The sequence below is a fragment of the Ottowia thiooxydans genome, from assembly GCF_040548795.1.
In the GTDB taxonomy this organism is placed as follows: Bacteria; Pseudomonadota; Gammaproteobacteria; order Burkholderiales; family Burkholderiaceae_C; genus Ottowia; species Ottowia thiooxydans_A.
On sequence record NZ_JBEPSH010000008.1, the window covers coordinates 1 to 25,700 of the forward strand.

General features: G+C 58.7%; 20 protein-coding genes. 10 read left to right on the forward strand and 10 right to left on the reverse strand.

Annotated elements, in window-relative coordinates:
• The 3 genes from ABIE13_RS19275 to ABIE13_RS19285 all read right to left on the reverse strand — a co-directional run.
• Positions 1-916 (reverse strand): Ig domain-containing protein (locus tag ABIE13_RS19275; protein WP_354446447.1); only part of this gene is annotated, 916 nt, incomplete at its 3' end.
• A 150-nt stretch (positions 917-1,066) separates the two neighbouring features.
• Positions 1,067-1,288: a hypothetical protein gene (locus tag ABIE13_RS19280; RefSeq protein WP_354446449.1), complete on the reverse strand. Its 222-nt coding sequence runs from the start codon at positions 1,286-1,288 to the stop codon at positions 1,067-1,069.
• A 312-nt stretch (positions 1,289-1,600) separates the two neighbouring features.
• Complete coding sequence (locus ABIE13_RS19285; RefSeq protein ID WP_354446451.1) at positions 1,601-3,256, reverse strand: amidohydrolase; 1,656 nt, start codon at positions 3,254-3,256, stop codon at positions 1,601-1,603.
• Positions 3,257-4,221: 965 nt separating this feature from the next.
• Between ABIE13_RS19285 and ABIE13_RS19295 the strand changes: the two genes are divergently transcribed.
• From ABIE13_RS19295 to ABIE13_RS19315, 5 genes are all read left to right on the forward strand, one after another.
• Positions 4,222-5,805, forward strand: a complete 1,584-nt coding sequence (locus tag ABIE13_RS19295; protein ID WP_436278446.1) for an ABC transporter substrate-binding protein — start codon at positions 4,222-4,224, stop codon at positions 5,803-5,805.
• A 112-nt stretch (positions 5,806-5,917) separates the two neighbouring features.
• Positions 5,918-6,898: an ABC transporter permease gene (locus ABIE13_RS19300; protein WP_354446453.1), complete on the forward strand. Its 981-nt coding sequence runs from the start codon at positions 5,918-5,920 to the stop codon at positions 6,896-6,898.
• Between the two features lie 38 nt (positions 6,899-6,936).
• A complete protein-coding gene (locus ABIE13_RS19305) occupies positions 6,937-7,848 on the forward strand; it encodes an ABC transporter permease (protein ID WP_354446455.1) in 912 nt (303 codons plus the stop codon).
• A 16-nt stretch (positions 7,849-7,864) separates the two neighbouring features.
• The gene (locus ABIE13_RS19310; protein ID WP_354446457.1) at positions 7,865-8,845 is read left to right on the forward strand and encodes an ABC transporter ATP-binding protein; all 981 of its coding nucleotides are present in this window, start codon (positions 7,865-7,867) and stop codon (positions 8,843-8,845) included.
• Positions 8,842-9,885, forward strand: coding sequence for an ABC transporter ATP-binding protein (locus ABIE13_RS19315; RefSeq protein WP_354446459.1), 1,044 nt, complete (start codon positions 8,842-8,844; stop codon positions 9,883-9,885). Before ABIE13_RS19310 ends, ABIE13_RS19315 begins: the two co-directional genes overlap by 4 nt.
• Positions 9,886-9,949: 64 nt before the next feature.
• Here the strand turns inward: ABIE13_RS19315 and ABIE13_RS19320 are convergent, their stop codons facing one another.
• Positions 9,950-10,903: a LysR substrate-binding domain-containing protein gene (locus ABIE13_RS19320; RefSeq protein WP_354446461.1), complete on the reverse strand. Its 954-nt coding sequence runs from the start codon at positions 10,901-10,903 to the stop codon at positions 9,950-9,952.
• Between the two features lie 95 nt (positions 10,904-10,998).
• On the opposite strand from ABIE13_RS19320, the gene ABIE13_RS19325 reads away from it, so the two are divergent.
• From ABIE13_RS19325 to cls, 4 genes are all read left to right on the forward strand, one after another.
• Positions 10,999-12,087 carry a tartrate dehydrogenase gene (locus ABIE13_RS19325; protein ID WP_354446463.1) on the forward strand — a complete coding sequence of 363 codons (1,089 nt, stop codon included), beginning with the start codon at positions 10,999-11,001 and terminating at the stop codon, positions 12,085-12,087.
• A 32-nt stretch (positions 12,088-12,119) separates the two neighbouring features.
• Positions 12,120-13,115, forward strand: a complete 996-nt coding sequence (locus tag ABIE13_RS19330; RefSeq protein ID WP_354446465.1) for a tripartite tricarboxylate transporter substrate binding protein — start codon at positions 12,120-12,122, stop codon at positions 13,113-13,115.
• 16 nt (positions 13,116-13,131) lie between these two features.
• Positions 13,132-14,139, forward strand: coding sequence for an alpha/beta fold hydrolase (locus tag ABIE13_RS19335; RefSeq protein ID WP_354446467.1), 1,008 nt, complete (start codon positions 13,132-13,134; stop codon positions 14,137-14,139).
• Positions 14,140-14,346: 207 nt separating this feature from the next.
• Entirely contained in the window at positions 14,347-15,612 is a 1,266-nt protein-coding gene (cls, locus tag ABIE13_RS19340; protein ID WP_354446469.1) for a cardiolipin synthase, read from the forward strand.
• A 103-nt stretch (positions 15,613-15,715) separates the two neighbouring features.
• On the opposite strand, the gene ABIE13_RS19345 is transcribed toward cls, so the two are convergent.
• The 6 genes from ABIE13_RS19345 to ABIE13_RS19370 form a co-directional block, all read right to left on the reverse strand.
• Positions 15,716-16,849, reverse strand: coding sequence for a serine hydrolase domain-containing protein (locus ABIE13_RS19345; protein WP_354446471.1), 1,134 nt, complete (start codon positions 16,847-16,849; stop codon positions 15,716-15,718).
• Between the two features lie 181 nt (positions 16,850-17,030).
• Entirely contained in the window at positions 17,031-17,615 is a 585-nt protein-coding gene (gene pgaD / locus ABIE13_RS19350) for a poly-beta-1,6-N-acetyl-D-glucosamine biosynthesis protein PgaD (protein WP_354446473.1), read from the reverse strand.
• Positions 17,599-18,882: a poly-beta-1,6-N-acetyl-D-glucosamine synthase gene (gene pgaC / locus ABIE13_RS19355; RefSeq protein WP_354446474.1), complete on the reverse strand. Its 1,284-nt coding sequence runs from the start codon at positions 18,880-18,882 to the stop codon at positions 17,599-17,601. The genes pgaD and pgaC overlap by 17 nt, the downstream gene beginning before the upstream one ends.
• Positions 18,879-20,951: a poly-beta-1,6-N-acetyl-D-glucosamine N-deacetylase PgaB gene (gene pgaB, locus ABIE13_RS19360; protein ID WP_354446476.1), complete on the reverse strand. Its 2,073-nt coding sequence runs from the start codon at positions 20,949-20,951 to the stop codon at positions 18,879-18,881. The genes pgaC and pgaB overlap by 4 nt, the downstream gene beginning before the upstream one ends.
• A complete protein-coding gene (pgaA, locus tag ABIE13_RS19365) occupies positions 20,948-23,413 on the reverse strand; it encodes a poly-beta-1,6 N-acetyl-D-glucosamine export porin PgaA (RefSeq protein WP_354446478.1) in 2,466 nt (821 codons plus the stop codon). The genes pgaB and pgaA overlap by 4 nt, the downstream gene beginning before the upstream one ends.
• Positions 23,414-24,441: 1,028 nt before the next feature.
• Positions 24,442-25,329, reverse strand: coding sequence for a LysR family transcriptional regulator (locus ABIE13_RS19370; protein ID WP_354446480.1), 888 nt, complete (start codon positions 25,327-25,329; stop codon positions 24,442-24,444).
• A 70-nt stretch (positions 25,330-25,399) separates the two neighbouring features.
• Here ABIE13_RS19370 and ABIE13_RS19375 point away from each other — a divergent pair, with 70 nt between their 5' ends.
• Positions 25,400-25,609: a hypothetical protein gene (locus ABIE13_RS19375; RefSeq protein WP_354446482.1), complete on the forward strand. Its 210-nt coding sequence runs from the start codon at positions 25,400-25,402 to the stop codon at positions 25,607-25,609.
• Positions 25,610-25,700 lie beyond the last annotated feature (91 nt).

A 25,700-nucleotide genomic window follows, 5' to 3' on the forward strand; every position in this document is an offset into this window, starting at 1 on the left:
AGGCCCGTGAACCGGTGGATCCCGCCGCCCCATTGTCAGCGGTCACAGTGAAGTTGAAGGTGCCAGGGACGGTAGGAGTGCCGCTGAGCACACCAACGCTGTTGAAGGACATCCCCAGGGGAAAGCTACCCGCAGTCAAAGCGAAGCTGTAGGGTCCTGGGGCGCCACTGGCGGTGAGGGTTTGGGTATAAGCCGTGCCCTGTGTGGCGTTGGGCAGAGTTAAAGGGGTAATGGCCAGTGCAGGGGGAGGATCCACTACGAAAGAGTAGGCCCGTGAACCGGTGGATCCCGCCGCCCCATTGTCAGCGGTCACAGTGAAGTTGAAGGTGCCAGGGACGGTAGGAGTGCCGCTGAGCACACCAACGCTGTTGAAGGACATCCCCAGGGGAAAGCTACCCGCAGTCAAAGCGAAGCTGTAGGGTCCTGGGGCGCCACTGGCGGTGAGGGTTTGTGTATAGGCCGTGCCCTGTGTGGCGTTAGGCAGAGTTAAAGGGGTAATGGCCAGTGCAGGGGGAGGATCCACTACGAAAGCATAGGCCCGTGAACCGATGGATCCCGCCGCCCCATTAACGGTCACAATGAAGTTGAAGGTGCCAGCGACGGTAGGAGTGCCGCTGAGCACACCTGCACTGTTGAAGGACATCCCCAGGGGAAAGCTACCCGCGGTCAAAGCGAAGCTGTAGGGGCCTGGGGCGCCGCTGGCGGTGAGGGTTTGGGTATAAGCCGTGCCCTGTGTGGCGTTGGGCAGTGTGGGCGGCGCAACAGTGAGTTGGGCCCATGCTGTGGACACGGCAAAGAGTGCCAGCAGAGTGAGCGCACCGTGGCGCACCGCACGAAGGAGATACTGCACCATATGCAGAGTTGGCTGAAAACCCTGAGCTTCCGGCTTGTTGCGTGCCCTGTGTTCCTCTTCCATATTCATCTTCCCTGATGGCATATGAATCACATTTGGATTCTTGATTGGGCGATGTTAACCGTGCATTGACATTTTTTGGTTTGCTATTGGATGCAATAGGGTTAACCACAGGTGCAGCCTTGGACTGCTACGCCCCAGCCGGTCACGGCATCAGTCCTGGGCCGCGCTGTCACCCTCTTCCGCAGCATATGGGCGAACCAGCGGCAAATTTGGCGCAGACATAAAGCCATGCACCTCTTTCACACTGACTTCACCCTCGCCATGGATAAGGAACGTGTGATGTCCGCCTGGCTGCATACGGGTCTGACCCGCTGGCGTGGTGACGCAAACTTGTTTGTTGCCGCTGACGACGATCTGAACTGAGGTGGTCATGGTTTTCCTAGTGGAGGCCAAGCGACCTCCAGATACTAGCCGTCGTCGTTTCCTGATGTCTCAAAACTGCCAAGCGACTTTGCGCGATGACAAGGTACGCGATACGGCGACCAAGCCTGCGAACCCATCCCACCGCGCACCACGGACTATGACCGACGAGGTGCTTGGACACCCGCGGACCATACGAAAAACGGAGCGAAGTTCCCTATGAAACTTCGCTCCGTCCTTAGTCGCATGCGGCACCGGGACTGTTAATACCTGCCGCCGGTATCATGCCAATCGTCGGCCCCCTGTTCTTTCACGAAAGGAGGATTACTTGGAGTTATCGCTAAAACTCGCATCGCGGAACACGACTTTTCCTGTTGCCAAGGTCATCACCGGCTTGGCTGCAGAGATTTCTTCCGCAGTCATCGCGAAGAAGCTCTTGTCATAAACCACCAAGTCGGCAGACTTCCCAACCTCAATCGATCCAATCTCCTTTTCGCGGAACATGAGTTCAGCACCAGCGATGGTGTGGGCCGCAATTGCGCTTGCGACAGGAACACCGCTCTTCACAACTCGACCGATCCGCCTTCCAGGGAAAAAGTCAACTACGGGATAGTCACTCGAAAGAGTCACCTTGACCCCAGCATCAAAGAAGGCCTTGGGCGCGGGATGGCCGTCTGCGCGAATGTCCAACTGCTTAAAGCGCTCAATCGTCGGAACGGAGTCACCCTCATTGACGTGAGTAATGGTGTGACGAGCGTCACGCGGACCGTTCTGCTTCAAGGCATACTCGAAAGCATCGAGCATGTTGTTGTAACTTTCAACTGGCCCAATGTCATGAATGAAGATTCTCATGCCGTTCTTGTCCAGCGCTGCGACCGTCTGTTTCAGAGTTTCCTGGTCCCATACAGGTCGATCTGACGCTTCCCAGGCGGAGGAGCCCGTACCGAAGATCTTCACGGTGGAGAGCTTGAACTTATTGCCTCCCTTGTATTTTTCACGCAGGGCCAAAATCTCAGGCACTTGCTCGGTGCCGCGTGTCTCATCTGCCCACACTGCAACTTCAAAGTGCGAAGTCAGTAGTCCCTCGGCATCGAGCTCCTTCAGGGCTTCGTAGAAGTTGACGGTAGGTCTAGGCTGAGGAACCAGTGCCGACGTCACACCTCTGACCGCAGCCATCTTTTGCCAATCCAGAATGGCCTCCCGAAACTGGGCTTTGGTGAAGTCTGGGTATGGAAGCGCCTTCAAAATAAGACTCATCGCGCCAAATTCACGGACGATACCGCTCGGTTGGCCGATGCCCGCAGTACCTGCGACACGTTCAAAGAATGCACCCGGCGGATTGGGGGTGTTCTCGTTGATACCCGCATTTTCCAGAGCCAGCGAGTTGACCCACATGTCGTGATGCCAGTCGTGCAGCAGGATCACGGGAATGTCCGGGACATACTGATCAAGAATCTGCGCTGGGGACAATCCACTCTCGGCGCTGGCTTCCTTCAGCATGTCGACATCCCAACCGATTGCACGCAATTGCTTCATCGACGGATCCTTGGCCCGGTACTCCTTCAACGCAGCACCGATTTTCTCCATGCTGGTAAATGGTCGGGTTGTCAGCCAGAAGAGGCCTTCTGGATGGTCCGAGACATGGTTGTGTGAATCGACGATGCCAGGCAGCAGCATCTTGCCTTTGAGGTCCACGCTTTGCGTCTTCTCGCCTATATAGGCATCTGCATCGCGGTTTTTGCCCACAAAGAGAATTTTCCCGTTCTTCACAGCCACAGCCTCAGCTTCGCTTCGGGATGTGTCGACCGTGTACACATACCCGTTCTTCAAAACGAGGTCTGCTGTCTCTTTAGTGTGGTCTCCATCTCCACCACAGGCGTAGAGGAAAACGGGGAAAGTGGTCACGGCGATGGCGTACTTTGCGGCCTTGAGCACCGAACGGCGATTCGCATGCGTACCCATGCTTGGCTTACTAAACATTTTTGTCTCCTGATGTTGTTCTGTGCCGCTGATTGCGTCACTTCTTCATGGTAGGTCTGCCCCATCAGAAGATCATTGGCCTCATCTTTCATTGCACGATGATCGCGCATATTGTTCGCCCATCGCGCAATACATGACTTATCCCTGTAAGCCAGTCATGCTTCGCACGAATCACTTGCAAATGCGATGTCGCACTCCGAGAGAACTGCACTTCAGGAAGCAACGTTCCCGACTTTTAGGGCACCAAGACACCTGTCCCTTGGCCGTGCAGCCCGGCTGTTGGCTTTGTTCAAGTCGGGTACATTGCCGCTGCTACCTCGCACCTTGTGCACCAGGCGAGAGTCCGACTTCACGCTGGTGCGAGCCATGATGCCGAAGTACCACTGCTTGCCATTCTTGCTCTGTGCGCTTTGCGGTGTTGCTCAAGCCCAGGCTTCGGTGCAGATGTTTCTGCTACCCGGCCGGCACTTGCACTGTCGCCGCGGAGAACTCAGGCCATGGCGACTACGAAACAGCCCCTCGTGTAAAGCCAAGCCATCACATTAGCCCCGACATCGTTGCGCAGCCCCCCGCCACTCCACGGGTGCTGGCTCCATCACTGCCAGCTTCAACGGTGGCCGCGCAAAGATTGAACACCAAAGTATTCAATCCTAGCACTGCATCGAATTGCCCTCCGCCATCAGCGGCAACTGCATAACCTACGCTGCTACACACAGCGGCGCATATGCGAGGCCAGAAAATGCTGACGTTGAAGAGCTCGGTGGCGGGAATACTGGAGACAGAGCGGTCACGGAGCCGTCAGACCTCTGCGCGCTAAAAAGATCGCCTTGGCGACGATCGACAAGCGGAGTTTTGCCGCGTACTCCCTGTGACTCGGGAGTTTCCCTGTTCTGGTGCTTACCCTGTAGCGCCCCCTGGCACGCGTGTTGCATATTCTGGTTTTTGAATCTTTCGAGAGAGGCCCTATGACAAAGACCCGTTTTGCCTGGACCAGCTTGTTTGTTGCTGCGGCGACCCTGATGGCCCCTGCCATCCACGCCAAGACTTTCAAATGGTCCAGCGCCAGTGACCTTCCAACAATGGATATCCATTCGCAGAACAATGCTCTGGGCAATGGCATACACGCGTCCATCTATGAGTCGCTGGTGTACTACAACAGCAAGACTTTCAAGCCCGAGCCACAACTGGCTACGAGCTGGAAACTGATCACCCCCACACAAATGCGTTTCACGCTGCGCAGCGGCGTCAAATTCAGTGATGGCTCGGTACTGACGCCTGAGGACGTGATCTTCTCGATCAACCGCTCCATGGCCAAGACTTCCAACTACGCCGTGTACGCACAAGGCATCGATAAAGTCGTCAAGGTCGATGCCAATACGATCGACATCATGCTCAAAAGCCCCAATCCGGTGCTGTTGAACCAGTTGACCGAATTGCGCATCATGAGCAAGGCCTGGGCCGAGAAGAACAAATCGACCGAGCCCAAGGACATCAAAACCTCCGAAGAAAGCTTTGCGCACCGCAATGCCATGGGCACCGGCCAGTACATGGTCAAGGAATGGCAACCCGACCAGCGCCTGGTCCTGGTGGCCAACCCTAACTACTCTGGCAAGAACCCCACCAACGTAACCGAGATCGTCTACACGCCGATCAAATCAGCCCCTACGCGTATCGCGGCCCTGCTCTCCGGTGAAACCGACTTTGTACTGGACCCCAGCACGCAAGACTTGGCCCGGCTTCGCAGCAACAGTGCCATCAAGGTGCTGGACGGCGTCGAAGCCCGCACCATGTTCCTCGGTATGGACCAGCATCGCGACGAGCTGCCTGGCTCCAATGTGAAGGGCAAGAACCCGCTGAAAGACCAACGTGTACGCAAGGCGCTCTACCAGGCCATCGACATCAATGCGATCAAGCGCGTCACGATGCGTGACCTGTCGCAGAACACGGGCACGCTGATTGCACACCAGGTCAATGGTTGGACCAAGAAGGCCGATGCGCGCTTCCCCTACGATGTAGCCGCGGCCCAGAAGCTGCTGGCTGACGCCGGTTACCCGCAGGGGTTTGAGGTGGACTTTGCCTGTCCGAACAACCGCTACATCAATGATGAAGCCATCTGCCAGGCTGTGACCGCCATGTGGGCACGTATCGGCGTCAAGGCCAAGCTTCGCACGCTGCCTCTGGTGACCTATTTCCCCATGATCCAGCGCTATGAAGCCAGCATCTACATGCTGGGCTGGGGCGTACCAACGTTTGATGCGCTGTATTCGCTGCAATCGCTGCTGCGCAGTGTGGGTGCGGGCGGTGACGGCAACTACAACGTAGGCCGCTACTCGAACCCACAGATGGACGCCCTGATCGAGCGCATCAAGGTTGAGACCGACCTCACCTTGCGCAACGATCTGATCGAAAAAGCGCTGGTGCTGGGCAACGAAGACGTGGCCTACCTGCCGCTACACAACCAGGTTATCCCTTGGGCTATGCGCAAGAACGTGGAAGTCGTGCACCGCGCGGATAACCGGTTGGACTGGCGCCTGATTCAAGTTAAGTAATCCTTATGCGGCTGCGGCCCGCCTGACCATTGGTTTAGGCGGGCCGTTGTGTTTCTGTGCGGGTCCGGGTCTGACACCTCGATTGCCTGTCATCCACTTTTCAGTCAGCTCCATGATTGCATTTGTTCTGCGTCGCCTGATCCAATCCGTGATCGTCATGATCGCGGTGGCGTTCATCTCTTTCCTGCTCTTCCAGTACGTAGGAGACCCTATCTCCTTCCTGCTGGGCCAGGACGCCACGGCCGAAGAAATACGGGAAATGCGTAAAGCACTCGGTCTAGACCAGCCGTTCTTCGTGCAGTTCTGGCACTTTCTGGGCAACGCTGTGCAGGGTGATTTCGGCATGAGTTTGCGGCAAGCAGCCAAAGTGTCTGGCCTGATCGCAGAGCGTTTTCCCGCGACCCTGGAACTGGCCGTCGTTGCAGCGCTGCTTGCGCTGCTGATCGGCATTCCAATGGGTGTCTACACCGCCTTGCGTCGCGGCACCTTCATGAGCCAGGTGTTCATGGGCATTTCTCTGTTGGGCGTGTCACTTCCCACCTTTCTCATTGGCATCCTGCTGATTCTGGTGTTCGCCGTTGGACTGGGGTGGTTCCCAAGTTTTGGCCGGGGCGACACCGTGCAACTGGGCTGGTGGAGTACTGGCCTGCTCACGGTGGACGGTTGGCACCATATCGTCTTGCCAGCCATCACCCTGGCCATCTTCCAGCTCACGCTCATCATGCGGCTGGTGCGTGCAGAGATGCTGGAGGTGCTCCGTACTGACTACATCAAGTTCGCCCGTGCACGAGGCCTTTCCAACCGAGCCATTCATTTTGGCCATGCACTCAAGAACACCCTGGTGCCAGTGATGACCATCACCGGCTTGCAGTTGGGTGGCCTGATCGCCTTCGCCATCATTACTGAGTCGGTTTTCCAATGGCCCGGGATGGGACTGCTGTTCATCCAGGCCGTGACGTTTGCAGATATCCCGGTGATGGCAGCCTACCTGTGCCTTGTCGCGCTGATATTTGTGGTGATCAACCTGATCGTAGACCTCCTTTACTTTGTAGTCGATCCTCGCCTGCGCGTCGGCAAAGCCGGCGGGCATTGATCTCCAGGCCTCGGTGCTGTTTGAACGGACTTCCTACGATGAAAAAAACAATTGGGCGCTGGCTAGACAGCGATATTGGCCACAGCTTTCGCACCTCGCCTGTTGCCATGGGCGCGGCTCTGATTGCCTTGGTCTGTGTGTTCTGTGCGCTGTTTGCGGGCTGGGTGGCACCTCACAACCCGTTCAACCTTGCAGCGCTGGAGTTGGGCGACGCCCGCCTGCCTCCTGCGTGGCAGGCAGAGGGAAGCAGCAAGTATTTGCTGGGCACAGACGATCAGGGACGCGACATCCTGTCAGCACTGATCTACGGCGCCCGTATCTCGCTGATAGTGGGCGTTGTCTCAGTGGTCTTGTCGGTGGTGATTGGTGTGGTGTTTGGCCTGCTCGCCGGTTTCTTCGGCGGCTGGCTTGATGCCTTCCTGATGCGTGTGTGTGATGTGATGTTGTCCTTTCCCCCCATTCTGGTTGCTTTGTTGATCGCCGGGGTTGGTCGGGCCCTGTTTCCCAACGCCCATGAAACCGTGGCCTTCGGGGTGCTGATCATCTCGATCACGCTGACCGGCTGGGTGCAGTACGCCCGCACGGTGCGCGGCTCTACCCTGGTGGAACGCAACAAGGAATATGTACAGGCCGCACGTGTGACCGGGGTGGCGCCCAGCCGCATCATGCTGCGCCATGTGCTGCCCAACGTGACCGGCCCTGTGATGGTGCTGGCCACCATTCAGGTAGCTACGGCCATCATCACAGAGGCGACACTGTCCTTTCTGGGTGTGGGGGTGCCCCCCACATCGCCCTCACTCGGTACCCTGATACGTGTAGGTAACGACTATATTTTCTCTGGCGAGTGGTGGATCACCGTGTTCCCGGGTGCCATGCTGGTGCTGATTGCCCTTAGCGTCAACCTGCTGGGTGACTGGCTGCGTGACGCGTTGAACCCCCGTTTGCGCTGAAGAAGGAGAGCAAACCATGACCCTTCTACAAGTCAAAGACCTGGTGGTAGAGTTTCCGCATCGCCACGGAACCCTCCGGGCGCTGGACCACATTTCCTTCGACATCGCCCCCGGTGAAATTCTGGGTGTGGTGGGCGAGTCTGGTGCGGGCAAGTCACTTACCGGTGCGGCCATCATTGGCCTGCTCGAGCCCCCAGGCCGTATAGCCGGTGGTGAAATCGTGCTGGAAGGCCAGCGAATCGACAAGCTTCCTTTCGAAGCCATGCGCCACATCCGGGGCCGCAAGATCGGTGCGATCTTCCAGGATCCACTCACGTCCCTGAACCCGCTGTACACCATAGGCCGGCAGCTCACCGAAACGATTCGAGCCCACTTGCCGGTGAGCGAGACCGAAGCTCGACGCCGCGCCATCAGCCTGCTGCAGGACACTGGCATACCGGCAGCCGAGCAACGCATTGACCACTTTCCACACCAGTTCTCGGGCGGTATGCGCCAGAGGGTGGTGATCGCGCTGGCGCTGGCGGCTGAACCCAAACTGATCGTCGCCGACGAACCCACCACAGCGCTGGACGTATCGATTCAGGCGCAAATCATTCAGCTGCTGAAGAAGGTGTGCAAAGAACGCGGCGCCGCTGTAATGCTCATCACGCACGATATGGGTGTAATTGCCGAGACCTGCGACCGGGTAGCCGTGTTGTACGCGGGCCGCGTGGCTGAGATTGGCCCCGTGCACGAGGTTATTCACCAACCGGCGCACCCCTACACAGCAGGCTTGATGGCCGCCATCCCTGACATGGCAAGCGATCGCGAACGCCTGAACCAGATCGATGGTGCCATGCCCCGGTTGAATGCCATTCCCACCGGCTGCGCTTACAACCCCCGTTGCCCGCAACGCTTCGACCGTTGCCTGCATGAACGCCCCGAACTGTTGCCCGCCGGCGCCACCCGCGCAGCCTGCTGGCTGCATGAGCCTGCTACCTTGGAGACGGCCCGATGAATACCGCCGTAATGCAATCCCCCGAGGCCACTGCGCATGCTGCCCAAGGAGCCCCACTGGTCGTCGCTCACGACCTGGCACGCACCTTTGACGTGTCCCCTCCCTGGCTCAACCGCGTTCTGGAGCGCAAGCCGCGCGTGCTGCTGCATGCAGTGGATGGCGTGAGTTTCAGCATCGAGCGCGGCAAGACCCTCGCTCTGGTGGGAGAGTCTGGCTGCGGAAAGAGCACCGTGGCCCGCCTTCTGGTGGGCCTGTACGCGCCCACCCGTGGCGGCTTCCAGTTTGACGGACAGGACGCCCACGCCGCCTTCAAGACACCTGAAGGCCGCAAGCTGCGCCGTCGCATTCAGATGATTTTCCAGGATCCGTACGCCAGCCTGAACCCGCGCTGGATCGTGCAGGACATTGTGGGTGAGCCGCTGCGCGAGCATGGCATCCTGTCGGACAAGTTGGAGTTGAAGCAGCGAGTGGGTGAACTGCTGCAGTCCGTCGGCCTGTCGCCGCTCGACATGAGCAAATACCCCCACCAGTTCTCTGGCGGCCAACGTCAGCGCATCTCCATCGCCCGAGCGCTCGCCACTCAGCCCGAGTTTCTGGTGTGTGATGAACCCACTTCCGCGCTGGATGTGAGTGTGCAAGCGCAGGTGCTCAACATCATGAAGGACTTGCAGCGCCAGCAGGGCCTGACCTACCTTTTCATCAGTCACAACCTGGCCGTGGTACGCCATGTGGCCGACCAGGTGGGTGTGATGTACCTGGGCCGCTTGATCGAAGTGGCAGACAAGCAGGCACTATTTGCAACACCACAGCACCCATACACCCGCATGCTGCTGGACGCCATTCCGCAGATGAAACATACGGGTCGCTCCCGTACACCGGTGCAAGGCGAAGTACCCAACCCGCTGAACCCACCCACAGGCTGCGCCTTCCACCCACGCTGCCCGCATGCCAACGCCCGCTGTTCGGCCGAGCGTCCCAAATTACAGACGCTCAGAGGCGTACAGGTTGCTTGCCATGCGGTGGAGGAAGGACGCATATAGTTTTTCGCGTCGAAAGGTTGGCTCCTGCTGAGGCCAGGCTAGCGGGAGTTAGGGAGTTTCGTTCTCAAACCCGGCGAGCACTCGCAAGATCATCAGTCGACTCGGAATTCTGGAAGAAGTCTGACTCCTGGAACTCTCGCGCTATCCATTCTGTAGCTACCCTGACCTTGGCAGAGGTTTCCAGCCGAGACGGAAATACCGCCCAGATATTGGCTTGCTGCCGGTACTTGGGCAGGATTTGCACCAATTGGCCAGTCTCCACGAGGTGCTGCACGTCCCAGACGGAGCGAAGCACAATGCCCATGCCGTTCACGGCCCACTGAACGGCAATTTCGCCATGGTTGGTGGACAAGGGGCCCCGCACGCGCACTGACACCTCGCGTGCACCAGAGGTCAGCTTCCATACTCCGAAGGGATGGTCCCTCTCGCGAATCACAATGCAGCTGTGAGCAGTTAAATCGCTCAACAGCCTCGGCGTGCCGTGATGTTCAAGGTAGCCCGGAGAGGCACACAAAATGCGGTGATTGGACGCAATCCGCTTGGCGATATGGTGGGGCGCAATATCGTCACCTATACGAATATCCAGATCAAAGCCTTCTGCGCCCACATCGATCAGGCGGTCAAACACCTCAAACCTGATTTCAAGCGCGGGATAGGCCTTGGAAAACCGCGCCAGGATAGGCCCAACGACATGACGGCCAAACCCGAAACTGCTGGAGATGCGTAGCGCGCCGCGTGGCTCCGTGCGTTTTTCGCGAATGTCCTCCACCAGGTTGTCAACATCCTCCAGTATGCGTTGTGCCCACACATAGGTTCGCTCGCCGTCTTCACTCAAGCTGACTTTGCGGGTAGAGCGGTGGAACAGCGGGGTGCCCAGCAGTGCTTCCAGAATCTTGATGCGCTTGGTGATGAACGACGGAGACACGCCCAGATCCTTGGCTGCGCCCGAAAAATTCGACCGCCGAACCACTTGCACAAAGAGATCCAGATCGTCTGGGCTGGGAAATCTATTTTTCATGAAGTGTGCATTCTGAATTGCTATTTTTTACTATTGTTGTCGATTTATCAATTTTCTATGATCACCAGCTTCACCTGAAATCTCCTAGGATCCCCATGAAAAAAACGTACAGAATCGCGTCCATCCCAGGCGATGGCATAGGCAAAGAGGTGATGCCTGAAGGCTTGCGCGTATTGAAAGCTGCGACTAAAGCATTCGAGTTCGAGATCGAGTTCGTGCAATTCGACTGGGCGTCATGCGATTACTACGTCTCCAGTGGATCGATGATGCCGAGCGACTGGAAACAAATCCTGAGTGGCTTCGATGCGATCTATTTCGGTGCCGTGGGATGGCCGGCCCTGGTGCCGGACCACGTTTCTTTGTGGGGTTCACTGCTGAAATTCCGCAGGGAATTCGATCAATACATCAACTACAGGCCAGTGCGGCTATTTGAGGGCGTTCCTAGCCCGCTGGCCGGGCGCAAGGTGGGCGACATTGACTATGTGGTCATCCGCGAAAACACCGAAGGTGAGTACACCTCCCTGGGCGGGATCATGTTCGAGGGCACCGATCGCGAAGTGGTGGTTCAGGAATCCGTTTTCTCGCGACACGGGGCCGACCGGCTTCTGCGCTACGCGTTCGACCTGGCGAGCAAGCGTGCGCGAAAGCACGTGACTGTGGCCACCAAGTCGAATGGCATCGCAGTGAGCATGCCGTGGTGGGACAAGCGCGCAGACGCCATTGCCGGCGAATTTCCAGATGTGGTCCTGGACAAGCAACACATCGACATATTGACCGCCCGCTTCGTGCTTCAACCAGGACGCTTTGACGTCGTGGCTGCCACCAACCTCTTCGGCGACATCCTCTCCGACCTTGGCCCCGCCACAACCGGGACCATCGGCTTGGCGCCTTCTGCCAACCTGAACCCTGAGCGCCTATTTCCCTCGCTGTTTGAGCCGGTGCACGGTTCCGCGCCCGACATCTACGGAAAGAACATTGCCAACCCCATCGCGATGATCTGGTCGGGCGCATTGATGCTGGACTTCCTGGGCGAGAAGGCCGCACACGATCAAATCGTAGGCGCCATCGAAGAGGCTCTGCGCACCGGACCCCGGACGCCAGACATGGGAGGCAATGCCAGCACCCAAGACGTCGGCGCGGCGATTACACAACTACTACAAATCCGCACGCCGCAGCCAGACTGAAGTTCGAAGATTTCAACATTCAAGGAGACAACATGAACATCCCTATCACTCGACGCCTTCTGGTTGCAGCCACGCTGGTCATCACCTCCGCTCCGGGCTTGTCATACGCTCAGAGCGAACGCGTTGACAACTATCCGCAGCGCCCCATCAAGCTCGTGGTGGGTATTGGGGCTGGCAGCACAACGGACCTGCTCACTCGCATTGCGGCACGCAACCTCTCTGAAGCCCTCAAGCAGCCTGTGGTGGTGGAAAACCGGCCGGGTGCAGGGGGAACACTGGGCGCTGCCGCCGTCGCAACAGCGCCGCCGGACGGGTACACCTTGTTGTTCGTAAGCTCTTCGTTACCCACGTTCGGGCATTTCTATGACAACCTGAAGTTCGATCCAGTGAAGGATTTGGTGGGAGCTGCGGGCCTGGCGCAGGGCGGCATGGTCATGCTCACCCGCCCCGGAGCACCTTGGAAGAACCTGGCGGAGTTGGTGGCCTATGGCAAGGCTAAACCCGATGGCACTGTCTCCTACGCTTCGGCTGGCGTCGGCAGCATCGCCTACCTTTACTCAGAGTTGTTCGCCCAGAACATGGGCCAGAAATTCTTGCATGTTCCCTACAAAAGTTCTGCTGCCGCGCTTGCCGATTTGCTGGCCGGTCACGTGGATTTCGTCTTCGACGGAACGACCACGGCCAAACCGATGATTGACGCAGGCAAGGTGCAAGCATTGGCGTACTCGAGCAACCGCCGCAACCCCTTCCTTCCGCAGGTCCCCACCATGCAGGAAGCTGGCGTGAAAGACTTCGACCAGCGTACCTGGTTCGGTATCAGTGCGCCGCGGGGCACCCCCCAGAAGATTTTGGACCGCATCTCCAAAGCTTCTGCCACATTCACCGGCCAGTCCGCCTACCGCAACGAACTCGCTGGTGCGGCGCACGAGCCTATGGCCATGTCCGCCCAAGCTTTCGAGAGACTGGTTCAAGATGAAGCGCGAGTTTGGGGCAAGAGCATCCAACAGATCCGCAGCAACGAAAAGTGATCTGGTGCAAAGCTGTATGCCACACGATCACTTCTGTTCCATTGGGTCGCTCGCGCTGAAGAACGGCGACAGCTTGCCAGACGTGACCATTGCATACGCCTGCTACGGCAAACTCTCGGCCGATGGCAGCAACGCGATCCTTGTCACGCATGGCTACACAGCGAGCCATAGGCTGCTCGCGCACGGTGCTGGCGTGGCAGAAGGCTCCTGGGCTCCGTTGATCGGCCCAGGCAAGCCATTGGACCCGGACAGGTATTTCATCGTATGCCCCAATATGCTGGGCTCTTGCTACGGCAGCACGGGGCCGTCCAGCCTCAATCCGAAAACTGGTAAGCCCTACGGCGTTACTTTTCCAAGGATTGGCTTCTCCGACATAGTGGCTTCGCAGCGCGCTCTGCTGGACAAGCTCGGGGTTACGCACCTTCGTGCAGTGGTCGGTCCCTCCATGGGTGGGTTTCAGGCCTTGCAATGGGCCATTGATCACCCAGATTGGCTGGACACTGTCGCCGCAGTTGTTTCAGCGCCCTACTTGCCGCAGACCGAGAGCATGTCCATGGACTGGCTTATGCACTGGCTGGGGCGCGATCCTGCCTGGAACAACGGTGAGTTCACACCTGGAGCTTTGTACGACACCATGTGCCGCCTGAGAGTAGCCACGCTGCGTCAGTACGGAATGGAAACTATTCTGAACGCGCAAGGTGTCGATCCCACCGATGTCCAAGGGCGGATGGAGCGCATGGCGGCGCAATGGGCCCATGAGTTTGATCCACATGCACTGGTCGTGCTCCTGCGCGCCGCCCTCGATTTCGACGTGCAGCCCTTCATGGGCGCAATTCGCGCCAAGGTACTGCATGTAGTGGCGCGCAGCGACAAGCTGTTCCCACCCAACGCCACCATGAACTGTGAGATGGCCCGCGTGCTTGGCAGTTACCGGTACGTGGAAATGGACACCGACCTCGGTCACTCCTCCTCTGGCCCTGCACATGCGTTATGGAGCCCTGCCCTGGCGGCGCTAATCGACTGACTGCTCTGCAACGAGTTTTCGGGACGGGTAGCAAACCCTGCCGCTTCGCAGGCCCTGAGACTCGACTGGCCTATCACGTCAGCCCACCATTTTCGTATGCCACGTCCGTGGTCGTGAATCGACGCCGTCCTACGGAATTTTCCCCTGCCTGAGCCTAGACTGCCACAGGCTCCATTTCGGAGATAACCGCGAACAAAAAGAAGAAGAATGATAAAGCCCGTCGTCATTACTGCGCTCATCACCCTGCTTGCCGTCGTATTGGCGATGAACTTCGCCACGCCAGAAAAGAAGCTCGAGCGCAAGATCGAACACCGCTATGTAGTCAGCGACCCCCAGTTCAGAAGGGAACTGAGTGTCATGCTCGGCCCTGCCATTCTTCCTGGCAATCGCGTGCAAGACTTTCAAAATGGTGAGGAAATCTTCCCCGCCATGCTGGAAGCCATACACGACGCGACGCAGACCATCACCTTCGAAACCTACATCTACTGGTCCGGTGACATCGGAAAGAAGATGACAGAAGCGCTTTCCGAGAAGGCGCGCGCAGGCGTCAAAGTCAGGGTACTGCTGGACTGGGTGGGCAGCTTGAAAATGGAGAATGAGCTTATTGAGGGCATGCAGGAAGCTGGCGTCATAGTGCACCGGTACCGGCCTCTTAAGTGGTACAACCTCGGCCGCATGAACAATCGGACACATCGCAAGCTGCTGGTAGTGGATGGCCGAGTCGCGTTTACCGGTGGTGTTGGCATTGCCGATCAGTGGGAGGGACAAGCCCAGGACCCCGACCACTGGCGCGATGTCCACTTCCGGCTAGACGGGCCGGCAGCAGCGCAATTTCAAGCGGCGTTCAACGACAACTGGATCAAGGCTACTGGCGAAGTCCTTAACGACGAAGAGTTTTTCCCTCGCCTTTCGCCAGCCGGGGACGTAGACGCCCACCTGTTTATCAGCTCCCCTGCCAGTGGCAGCGAGAGCATGCACCTGATGTATCTGCTGGCCATTGCAGCGGCAGCTGAAAGTATTGATCTCCAGGCATCCTATTTTGTGCCGGACGAACTCATCATCAAAGCGCTAACGGAAGCACGCAGCCGCGGCGTGAAAATCCGGATTCTGGTGCCCGGCGAACATATAGATTCCGAGACCGTTCGGTTTGCGTCCAAAGCGTCATGGGGGCCCATGTTGCAAGCAGGGATCAAAATATACGAATACGAGCCCACCATGATGCACAACAAGGTGCTGATAGTGGACAAGGAGATGGTCTCGGTAGGTTCCACCAATTTCGACGTGAGGTCGTTCCGCCTGAACGACGAAGCCAGCCTTAACATCTACGACGCTGCCTTTGCAGAAAAAATGACGCGGATGTTCGAGGAAGATCTCAAGCACACCCATCTCTACACTTTCGAGACATGGGCAGCGCGCCCCTTGAAGGACAAATTGATCGAGCGCTTCGTATTACCGATCAAATCTCAGTTGTAGTCGAAGTCTCAAGACGCTCGGAAAGCCAGCACATACTGACCTCAAGGCTCCTCCGAACCACAAGCCGCCTCGCTGACATCAGGTTGAAAAAATTCCTGCAGGGTCACTTTGCCAAGCCGCGGGCCGCTTGAAGGATCTGGGTTCGGATGAGGGTAATGGCCTGCCCACGCGCCATGCTCTGCGGGGAAGTGCTTGAGGTGGCCGCAACCACCAGGTTCAGGTGCGGGTACACCCATATCCACTGACCGCCATGGCCGCTGGCCATGAACGGTTTGCGTGTCACACCGCGATCTGGAGCACTGTTGGCCACCCACCAGAGATAACCATATGGTGTGCTCAATGGAGGGCCGCCAGAATTCCTGCCTGAGGTGGCTGTGCGCATGAAATCCAGGGGCACCAGTGCATTCGCTCCCCACGACCCCTCCCTCAATGCAAGCTCCCCCAACCGAGCCATGTCGCGGGTACTAAGACGCAGGCCCAGGGCACCGAAATCGAAGCCGTTGGCACCTTTGGCCCAGGAAAATCGCTTGATGCCGAGCGGCGCAAAAAGCTGTTCGCGCGCAAGCTCTGATACGGGCTTACCGGCTGCACGAGAAAGCGCAATCGCCAGCAGGTTGGCGGCGCCATTGTCATAGTTGAATTGCTTGCCTGGAGAGGCCACAAATGGCCGGCGCGTGATCCACGCCACGTTGTCATCCAGGTCACGCTGGCTGAACTGCGCCCCTGGCCAACCGGCAGTCATGGTCAACAGGTGTGAAATGCGCAATTGACGTGCACGCGGATCCGGGTGACCACGTGCCAGATCGGGCACCAGTTCTGCCACCAATTGATCGACGCGCTTGATCTGGCCGGACTTCAGCGCCTGCCCCACCAGCAACGCGAGCACGCTCTTCGTGATGGACTGCGTATCCTGAAGCGTATCGGCGGTGACGCCCTTCCGGTAATACTCAAACATGAGCTGACCATTCTGAACGACCACTACACTGCGTATGTCCGTGTAGTGGCTTTCGATTCGCGTTGTCAGATCCCCAAACAACTGCGAGGCCTTTGCGGCCCTCGCTCGCGACGGCTGCTGCCATTCGGGTTTCGAAGGCTCTGAACCAACTGGGCTCTTTTGCGCCAAAGAGGTTGATGCGGTTACAGCCGCAAGCGTCAGCATCAAGGTGCGAAGCCAGGCCCGCACTAACCGTGAAACACCGAGCATTGGGTCAATTCCAAGACATGAAACGATCGTCATGAACGCCATCCGAGTGATACTTTGGGCGCGCAACGGCCTCTGACCACCCGCCTCGCATCCATACGCGATTCAGGTCGGGCGTCCAGCCGCATCTCATACTACCTCTGAATTCCCTGCTATCGCTTCGCCCACCCCATTGCAAACTCAGAGCCTCTGGCTAGCCATCGAATGGCGTTTTATCTCAGCGACGTGAATAGACTTTACGGCTCAAAACTGCTCCTTCGTCCTGGAGCGGGGCCGGTGAGGTTTCTGTCGCATCGCGCAGTTGACCATCGCGATCGTGGTGCACCAGCAGTTGCCGGGTGCGTTGCCATGTGGAAAGCAATGCAGGAGGTACGGCAATGTAGGAAGCCAGTGCGAACAAGGATGAATGCTCATATTTCGACGGCGCCTCGCGTTGGTCCTGCATGCGGCGCAAAGGTCCCATCACAAGCATGGAAAGAAGGATTACGCCGATCACGATGGCATAGAGCCCCAACAGATGCCATACCTCAGGTTGGGATCGAGCTCCCAAAACGTAGGGCCAGGCATACCAGATCGCGCAGAACCAGATCGCGAGCGTGACCGCGGGGCGCAGCAGGCGCAACCACAAGAACATCACGAGAGCACGCTGCGGCGAACGCCCTGTGCCGAAGGCACTCAGAGGAATGCGCGCCGCATCGATGATGGGCTCATCAACGTTGGGCTGGCCCCAGGAGCGTTGGCGTGTCGGTGGCGGCGATGAACGCTCGCGCGTTGCTGTAATGGAATCATTGTCGTGGTACATCAGAAACTCCTCGGTCTGGGCTCGTCCATACCGCGCGTTTTCCGCGACGGCGTATCAGGGCCTTGGGAAGGGCGACGACCGTGGTGGCCATCGTGATAGTCCAGAATGCGATCGGATACCAGATCGTTCCGGCGAAATAGCGCAGCAGGTCGCGGTCGTAGCGACGGTCGATCCACAGGCTCACCAATATCTGCAGGATGCAGGTCATGGCCAGCAGCGTCCCCTGCCATTGCGGCAGCAGCGCCGAATGCCAGCTCGACTCCTGAGGCAGGAAGGGACGGATGAAGCTGATTGCAAGTACCAACACCATCGCGTAGGCCCACACCACACTCGTCATGTACTCGGCATAGATAAGCCACAGGCGCCAACTGCGCAGCCTCAGAATGCGAAGCGTGACGCGCAGCATGGTCTGAATGCCGCCTTCGGCCCAGCGAAGCCTCTGCTTCCACAAACCCCTTAGCGTCTCAGGCATGAGAATCCAGCAAAGTGCGCGAGGTTCGAAGCGCAGCCGCCAGCCAGCCAGCTGGAGCTTCCAGCTCATGTCAATGTCTTCGGTGAGCACATCCGTGCTCCAAAAACCCACGTCAATCACTGCACGGCGACGGAACATGGCCAGTACCCCCGACACCGTGAACAAAGTGCCGATCAGTTGCTGCGAGCGCTTGATGAGCCCAATGATTGAAGAGAACTCACCTACCTGCATGCGCCCCAGCACGGTGGTGCGCGTGCGGATACGCGGATTACCTGTGACTGCTCCGATGGTTTCCGAGGACAGCATGCGCTTGAGCAGCCAGGCAATGGCGTTTGGGTCGACCAGCGCGTCGCCGTCGATGCCCAGAATGTACTCACCGAGCGCGAGTTGACAGGCGGTGTTCAGACCCACTGCCTTTCCCTGATTGCTGGCATTGTGAATCACGCGCAGCCGCTCGAACTCCAGTGTCATGGCGTCGAGAAGCCGACCCGTCCCGTCGGTGCTGCCATCGTTAACGGCGATCACCTCGTAGTTCGGGTAACGCGTGCGCATGAGCTGCTCGATCACCTCTCGCAGATGCGGCTCCTCGTTGAAGCAAGGCACCACCACAGTCACCAGCGGCAGCGAGGGCAGTTGCAAGAGCGGGTCCACTTCTACGTCTCGCTTGCGCTCGAATGACCATGCATGCGAGACACCGCCCGCCATCCATACCCACGCCATAAAGAAAGGGTAGTAGAAAACAAAGCCAAACAGCACCGGCGGGATCGAATCCAGCAAGAGGGCTAGCCCGTTCATTGGGGTGCTCCCGTAGCCAGCGGTGCGGTTGAAGCACGGGCGCTGCGTGGCAAGGTGCGCGGCAATAAAGAACGCACGGAGATTGCGCGTCGCACTGTGTCCAGTGAGGGTTGATTGTTCAGAAAATCGTCTGGGTAATAGCCCAGATGACGCACGCCAGCGCGCTGCAACAGAGTCCACTGTCGGGTCAGCTCTTCGTCGGATACTGGCTCGCCGGTTCGCCAATCGCGCGCCTGTAGTTCGAACACGGTGCCGTCCAGACCCCGGGGCGTGTCCGCCGCACGTCGGGCGAGGCGGCTTAGCCAGGCGTCGCTTTCAGCTGCAGTCCGGGCCTCCTGCTCCATGCGCGGCATCGCCATCAGGCCCACGTAGTCATAAGCTGCAAGCGAAGCTTCATAGTTCTGTGCGAACCATTGCTCAGCGGCGGGTTCAAGCACCGGCCGCGCGTAGAGGTTGCGGGCGGTCTCCAGGCCTGGGCGCCAAACGCGCACGCGGGCTGCCAACTCTTTCGTGAAGTCGATCAGGTGGCGGGTCTTTGCAGTGCTCCAGCGCTGCATCAGCATGGGGTCGGCGCGCAGCGTGGTCACGTCGGCCGGCATACCCCAGCTGCGATACGCTTCGAGCGCAGCAGAGCTCGCATCCTCGTCATCAGAGAGCATGGCGTCGTCATGAAACAGCAGGCCGGCAAAGTCGGCGTGGCGGCCAAGGTCTTCGTAAATGTCACCGACCAACCCGCGTACCTCAGGGTCGAAAGGTGATAGGCGGTGGTAGCGGTCGGCGGGTGCTTGACCGTTCACAGAGCGGACGGTGCGCGTCGCGAGCGGGTTGGAAGCCGGCAGACGAAAGGCTGTGACCGGCATCCAAGCGTAGACCTTGACGCGGGCGCGGGTGCGCAGCTGCCAGGCCGCGCGCGCAAACAGGTCGGAGCGCATCGGCAAGTAGCGGTTGGGAAAGTACAGCTCGCTGGCCACGCCATCCCCATCGGGGTCGGCGTAGGCCTGCAGGAAAACCGAGCGTGGGCGCACGGCGGCCACTCGCTCGATCAGCGCAGAGAGATTTTGCTCCTGCCTGGCTGGGTCAGGGTCGTAGACGTAGTCCAGATCGACGTGCATGACACGGTTGATTGGCCGTACCTCGCCACCAGCCGGGCTACGCAGCATGTGCACGTAATCGGGGGCCGAGGCATCATAGGTAGCCAAGCCGCGGCGGATGCGCGTCAAAGGCACTCCCAGCGTGTTGGGGCCGGCATCGAGCGTCAAGGTGATCGGCATGCCCGCGCGCACTGAGGCATCTATCACAGGCGCGTTATAGGCTCCATAGGGCCAAACGGTGGCACGCACTTTGGCGCCAGTGCGTGCTTCTATCAGTGCACGGCTGCGGCGCAAGTCGGCCTCAACGCGGTGCAAATAGGCCGCGTCGCTCTCGTAGCGGCCAGTCTCTGGATCGTAGCGGTGAGTAACCGCAGCCGGCATCAAGTTGCCCTGCGGATTGCCCTGAATGCCGGTATGCATCTCATGGGTATGCGTAGCGAATTCGACCAGTGGAGAGCGTGCCATCTCGGCCGCCTCACTCCAGAGCAGGAAATTCTCGCGTGGAACGGGCTTGTCGCCCCAGGGCACAAGTTGGCCTTCGGGCACTTCCAGCCAGCTCGTCACCAAGGCGAACACCGCCGGGTAATCAAAGCGCTGAAGCAGTGGAAACACCTTGGTGTAGGCGCTTCGGTAGCCATCGTCGAACGTGAGCAGGACAGGTTTCGGTGGCAGTGGCTTGCCGCCGGAGCGCGATTCCGTGATCTGCTGCAGACTGACCGGCCGGTAGCCGCTGTACTGCAGCCACGCGAACACCTCGGTGAGCGTGCGCTCGTCAAGGGCGGTATCGTCGGGCGCCGCCTCAAAGCTCGCGCGCACGTTGGAGCGTACGTCGTGGAACGCGATTACTCGAAAGTCGGCCCCGTTGACGGGATCGGCTGCTGGCAGTCGCTGCGCCGAGGCGGGCCATAGGGGTGCCAGAAGCAACCCGAACAGCACAGCACGCAGCCATTGGTAGAGGAAGAAGGAAGTTCTTTTCACTGCAAAGGCATCGAGAGATTCAGGAACACGCCGTGCTGTCGTTCATTCACGCCGTCGTATGGATGGCTGCCCAAGCTCAGGCCATAGCGCAAGGTGAGCTTTTGACCCAGAGCCCAGTTGTGTTCGTAACGCAGACTCCAAAGCGGGCCGCGACCAAAGTCGGCCTGGTGATAGCTGCCACCTGCGAGCTCGACCGCCTGGATGAATTGGCGGTCGTCTCGTTTCCAGCTGAGCCACTGGCCGCGCACGGCAATCTGCGCGCTGGCGTCGCGCGAGGGACTGAAGTAGCGCACGTCCTGCAGCCGGGTATGGCTGGTGTCCGCGCCCAGACGGGTTTCGAGTTGAAAGCGCGGAGTGCTGATCCAGCGCTCGCGCCAACCAAAATCGAAGCTGTCGCGCAGGTTGCCGTCACTGAAGTCGAGCCGGCGCCATTGCAGGTCGAAGCGACGCGACTCATTGAGCAGGTAGGTCACACTGGCGCCGAAGTCGCGCGCACCGATGGACTGCGCGCCAAGAGGGACGACCCGCGCCTTCCATGGCAATTCCTTACTGTCGCCGTCATAGCTCGCCGACAGCCGCCAGGCGTCGCTGGCGCGGTAAGCGATGCGGCCAGCCACGCTGCTGCGATAGGGGCCAGCATTCGAATGCTGCAACACGCCCTCGGCCAGCCAGCGACCTTGTTGCCAGCTCAGACCGAGGCCGCCGCGCGCCAACCTGGCACTGCCCTCCAAGGTGTCGCCGCGGCCCAGGGACTGGTCATAGAAGACGCGCCAGGCGTCGGCAATCAAGCCGGTGCTGAGCCGGCTGTCGGCGCGCCATTCGCGGCCCGCCAGCGCGGTGCCGCCGCGCGAGCCTTCGGCGCTGAGTTCAAGTTGCGCGCCCACCAGCGAGCGCCGCTTGATCTCCATCTCGCGGACCTGGTGTGCATCGGGTGCGTCGGCGAGAACCCCTTCGGCGCGCTGTCGAGCCTCACGGAATTCGCCGGCATTGAGCAGCGCCTCCACATGACCAATACGGGTGCTCACGTTGTCAGGATGGTTGGCTGCCAGTGCCTCAAAGCGTGCGACGGCAGCCTCGGGATGCTCTCGCAACCGTTCAGTGAGCGCGGCACCGGATGCAAAGCCGGAATTGAGTGGCGCCTCGCCGGTCAAGGTGACAAAGCGCGGTTGTGCAATCTTCGGCCGGTCACCGTAGAGCTGCAGAAGGGAGTCCATGCCGGCAACGGACGAGTATTGTTCGTTAGGACGCCCGGCTTCTGGCGCGAGCCGCATAGTGGCAGGGGTGTCATCTTCCATGCGCTTTAGCAGCGATTCAGCGTCATCGAAGCGGCCAGTATCCAGGTACGCATAGACCAGGCCGAAAGACAGATCGTCTGACACCGGCAGATCAGCCAAGGCCTTCTCGAAAAGTGGAACGGCGTCGGCCGACCGGCGCACTTGTGCCATCGCACGGGCCACCACGCCCAGCGCATAGGCCGGTAGTTCAGTGTCGGCAGCAAGCAGCGTCTCATACTGCGCAATGGTCTCGGCAGGACGGCCACGCTCCAGCAACGCCAGCATGTGGTCAGACTGCAGCCGCACGCGCAGCGTGCGCCAGTTGTCAGCATCCTGAGGGGTTGATTGCGCAGCTCCAGCGTCGAGCCGCGCTTGAGCTGATCTCTGATCAACCAGAACCCGGTCAATCTCAGCAACGCGTGCCGGGCCGAGCCGTTGGTCGCGAGCCTTCACGGCCCAGCGTAGACGCTGGGCCAGGGCCTGCTGTTCGAGTGTGGCCAATGCCAACGCTGAGAACGCCCCCGGATGAGCGTGCTGAATGTCCTTGGCATCCTCAAAAGCTGCCGATGCGCCGCCCTGCTCCGCCAGCAAAAAGCTGGCCTCGCGCTGCGCATCGTGGCGCTCGGATTGCAGTTTGATGACGTTTCTGTAGGCTGCTAACGCCTGGTAGGGCTCTCCGAGCGCACGCGCCAGCGCCGCTTGCAGGTCCAGCAACGCCACACGATCCGAGATCGCCGTGGGTGTCGGCTCCGACAGCGCACGGTAGATCGCCTGCGCGCCCGTTGTATCTTTTACCGCCAGTCGCCAGAAGGCTTCGTGAATACGTGGATTGCGAGCCTCTGGCTGGCGTACCCGCCAGACTTGGATGGTTTCGCCCTGTTGTGCCAGATCGCCCATTCTTCGCGCAGCAATGGCCAGCGGTTCCAGTGCGTAGTCGTCAAGCTCGGCGGCAGGCGTCTGGCGTCCTAGCTCCACAGCATCGGCGAACCGCCCATCCGCGACGGCGATGACGATAGCGTCAGAGGCCACGCGACGGCGCTGTGTGGCGTCCAGTGGCACAGCCAGCCATTGACGTAGCTGTTGTAGAGCTTGCACTGCAGTCATCCGGCCGTCGCGGCGGGCCACGATCAGAGCGTCGTGCGACTGCGGATCATAGGCTAACGCTTCGCCAGAAGAACCAGAAGGCATTGACGCAACGCCGGCGCCGGAGAACGAAGCGATGCCAGCACCAAAGGTGAGCACGCAGACAATCGGCAAACAATTCCGCACAGCACTGATCAGACGGTTCGGCACTGCCTTGGCAAGTGCAATTTCACACCCTGCAACGACAGTGCCTCTATTTCTTTGTGTATAGATAGACACTCAACTCCCTGAACCCGAACTTCTCTCAGACCTGATCAGCCATAACAAGAAAGCTCTCAAAAAAAACAATAACCAAACAACCATTCCGCATTAACGCTTCAGCAGGGGCATCATAAAAACAATATTCAATAATTCTTCAACCCCATATATATTTAGAATGGATTTGCGTGAAATATTTTTTGGTTTTTTAGTTTAATTTTTGGATAAGCACCCAAGAGTTCAACGTTCCGCTCTTGTCGCAACACATTGCTATTAAATGGAAATTACTTATTTCCATTTAAATTTGCTTCAATAGCAATAAAAAGAAGTATTTCTTAAAGCCCAAAAACCACCCACCCCAGGGAATTTATCCACCATGCTGGCATTCGTGTCTCTTTGCATATATTGTTTCCGCACGAAAAAATACCCAACTCTCATTAACAAACCCCATAAATCTTAAAAATACAGTACTCACCGTTAATCGCGGCGGGTTAAAAACTACCGCTTTAATATTCAATCGAAATGATTGCAAGGAATTCCTGCCGTGATAACGGATGGCCCTGAGTGGTGATGGAGTCTTAAGCTCGTGCTCACATACGGATCACTTGAACCGTGTGCTTCGAACACTCGTGGTGTTGGCCTCGCGTTGACCTTGGCAGCGAGACCAAGCAACTCGCGTGGCACCAGGGAATCGAATTGAATTCCGACCATCGCGCGCATGACCGCAGGGAGGAGTCGGATCCGATGGAGACAAAACGGGCAGCCAACCGCGCGCGGGTTGGTGCAACCAGGTTGAAGCGAGGCCTCAGTGAGCGGACAAATTTGGCTGGAAACCGCAAAGCTCCGACAACGCAGAGTGCATACGCAACGCTTGCTTAGCTCGATAGCCCAAGCAATACATTCAGTACAGCGGTTACTGCCAAGTCAGGGGTCGACAAGCGCCTATGGGCCACGGCCATGGGGCGCATAAGTTGAGGCTGCAACGGCCGTACATGCACGTCGGGCGAATTCATCTGGTCTTGTACTTCCTCCAACGGCAGAAGAACTGCACTTTGGCTTGCTGCGGCGAGACTCTTGAGCGCCCCGGGATAACTAAGCGTGAGGAATGGCCGCGGATTGAAGCCAGCCTGTCCGAACCATGATGAAACAAGGCCATGCATCTGCGTGGCAGGCGCGAAAGAAGCCCAACGCCGTCCAGCCAGCCACTCGGGAGTGACCTTCTCAGGAGCTTCCCATGAGGCGGGCAGGAGTGCCACCATGGGATCGTTACGCCATGGCGTCAGGTGAACTTCCGCCATGGGCGGCTGGGGACTTGCCACGATGCCGATATCCAGAGTGGCCGTCTTCAATCGATGCATGGCCTCAGCCGAGCCCACTGCTTCCAGCTTGACTTCTACGCCTGGACTTTGCCTGCTCAGTACCTCAAGCGCCATGGGCAATAGCCGCGTGCTTACACCGGCTGAAACGCCCACTCTCACAACCCCCTGTCGCCCACTGGCCCGGCGTTGAACCAGATCGATCAGGTCATCACTGGCGGCCAGCAATTTTCGACCTTCTTGCACCAGCACCGCCCCTACAGGCGTCAACTCTGTCTGTCTTCGTCCGCGTACGAGCAGTACCGCGTTCATGCGCGATTCAAGCTCCTTGATGTGCAGGCTGATGGTCGGAGGCGCCAGATGCAGCGCTTGTGCGGCTGCGGCAAAAGTACCTAGATCCGCGATGGCGACAAGGGTCTGCAGCTGGTCCAGATTCAAGTTACGCATCAGAATTTCTGAATTAATTGGTCATATAAGTCAACTTTACAGAATATAGAGCACCAACGAGCATTCAGTCATGGCAAACACAGACTCCCATGACGACTTGCAGCCCGTGAACGCTGAGCGACTAATCACCCGATATGCAGCCAGTGGCCTCATTAACGAAAGCGCCCGCGTCACCCAGCCTGGGCGCCTTGCCCGTTGGTGGGGTTGCGTGCAGCGTCTGCTGGCCAAAGCTGAGAAAAAGGTCACTGAGAACTTTCGGGTCCCTCCACACGGCGGCTAAGGATGGCTAAGGGCCGCTAAGGAGTTCAGATCGTCCGTCGACAACCGAAGGCAACCCGTAGCCTGGGTACCCCACGTAGATCATCCCTATG

Bases quoted from the DNA above. Each gene is read 5' to 3' on its own strand.
- ABIE13_RS19280 (WP_354446449.1), bottom strand. From the start codon at position 1,288: ATGACCACCTCAGTTCAGATCGTCGTCAGCGGCAACAAACAAGTTTGC.
- ABIE13_RS19285 (WP_354446451.1), bottom strand. From the start codon at position 3,256: ATGTTTAGTAAGCCAAGCATGGGTACGCATGCGAATCGCCGTTCGGTG.
- ABIE13_RS19295 (WP_436278446.1), top strand. From the start codon at position 4,222: ATGACAAAGACCCGTTTTGCCTGGACCAGCTTGTTTGTTGCTGCGGCG.
- ABIE13_RS19300 (WP_354446453.1), top strand. From the start codon at position 5,918: ATGATTGCATTTGTTCTGCGTCGCCTGATCCAATCCGTGATCGTCATG.
- ABIE13_RS19305 (WP_354446455.1), top strand. From the start codon at position 6,937: ATGAAAAAAACAATTGGGCGCTGGCTAGACAGCGATATTGGCCACAGC.
- ABIE13_RS19310 (WP_354446457.1), top strand. From the start codon at position 7,865: ATGACCCTTCTACAAGTCAAAGACCTGGTGGTAGAGTTTCCGCATCGC.
- ABIE13_RS19315 (WP_354446459.1), top strand. From the start codon at position 8,842: ATGAATACCGCCGTAATGCAATCCCCCGAGGCCACTGCGCATGCTGCC.
- ABIE13_RS19320 (WP_354446461.1), bottom strand. From the start codon at position 10,903: ATGAAAAATAGATTTCCCAGCCCAGACGATCTGGATCTCTTTGTGCAA.
- ABIE13_RS19325 (WP_354446463.1), top strand. From the start codon at position 10,999: ATGAAAAAAACGTACAGAATCGCGTCCATCCCAGGCGATGGCATAGGC.
- ABIE13_RS19330 (WP_354446465.1), top strand. From the start codon at position 12,120: ATGAACATCCCTATCACTCGACGCCTTCTGGTTGCAGCCACGCTGGTC.
- ABIE13_RS19335 (WP_354446467.1), top strand. From the start codon at position 13,132: ATGCCACACGATCACTTCTGTTCCATTGGGTCGCTCGCGCTGAAGAAC.
- cls (WP_354446469.1), top strand. From the start codon at position 14,347: ATGATAAAGCCCGTCGTCATTACTGCGCTCATCACCCTGCTTGCCGTC.
- ABIE13_RS19345 (WP_354446471.1), bottom strand. From the start codon at position 16,849: ATGACGATCGTTTCATGTCTTGGAATTGACCCAATGCTCGGTGTTTCA.
- pgaD (WP_354446473.1), bottom strand. From the start codon at position 17,615: ATGTACCACGACAATGATTCCATTACAGCAACGCGCGAGCGTTCATCG.
- pgaC (WP_354446474.1), bottom strand. From the start codon at position 18,882: ATGAACGGGCTAGCCCTCTTGCTGGATTCGATCCCGCCGGTGCTGTTT.
- pgaA (WP_354446478.1), bottom strand. From the start codon at position 23,413: ATGCCTTCTGGTTCTTCTGGCGAAGCGTTAGCCTATGATCCGCAGTCG.
- ABIE13_RS19370 (WP_354446480.1), bottom strand. From the start codon at position 25,329: ATGCGTAACTTGAATCTGGACCAGCTGCAGACCCTTGTCGCCATCGCG.
- ABIE13_RS19375 (WP_354446482.1), top strand. From the start codon at position 25,400: ATGGCAAACACAGACTCCCATGACGACTTGCAGCCCGTGAACGCTGAG.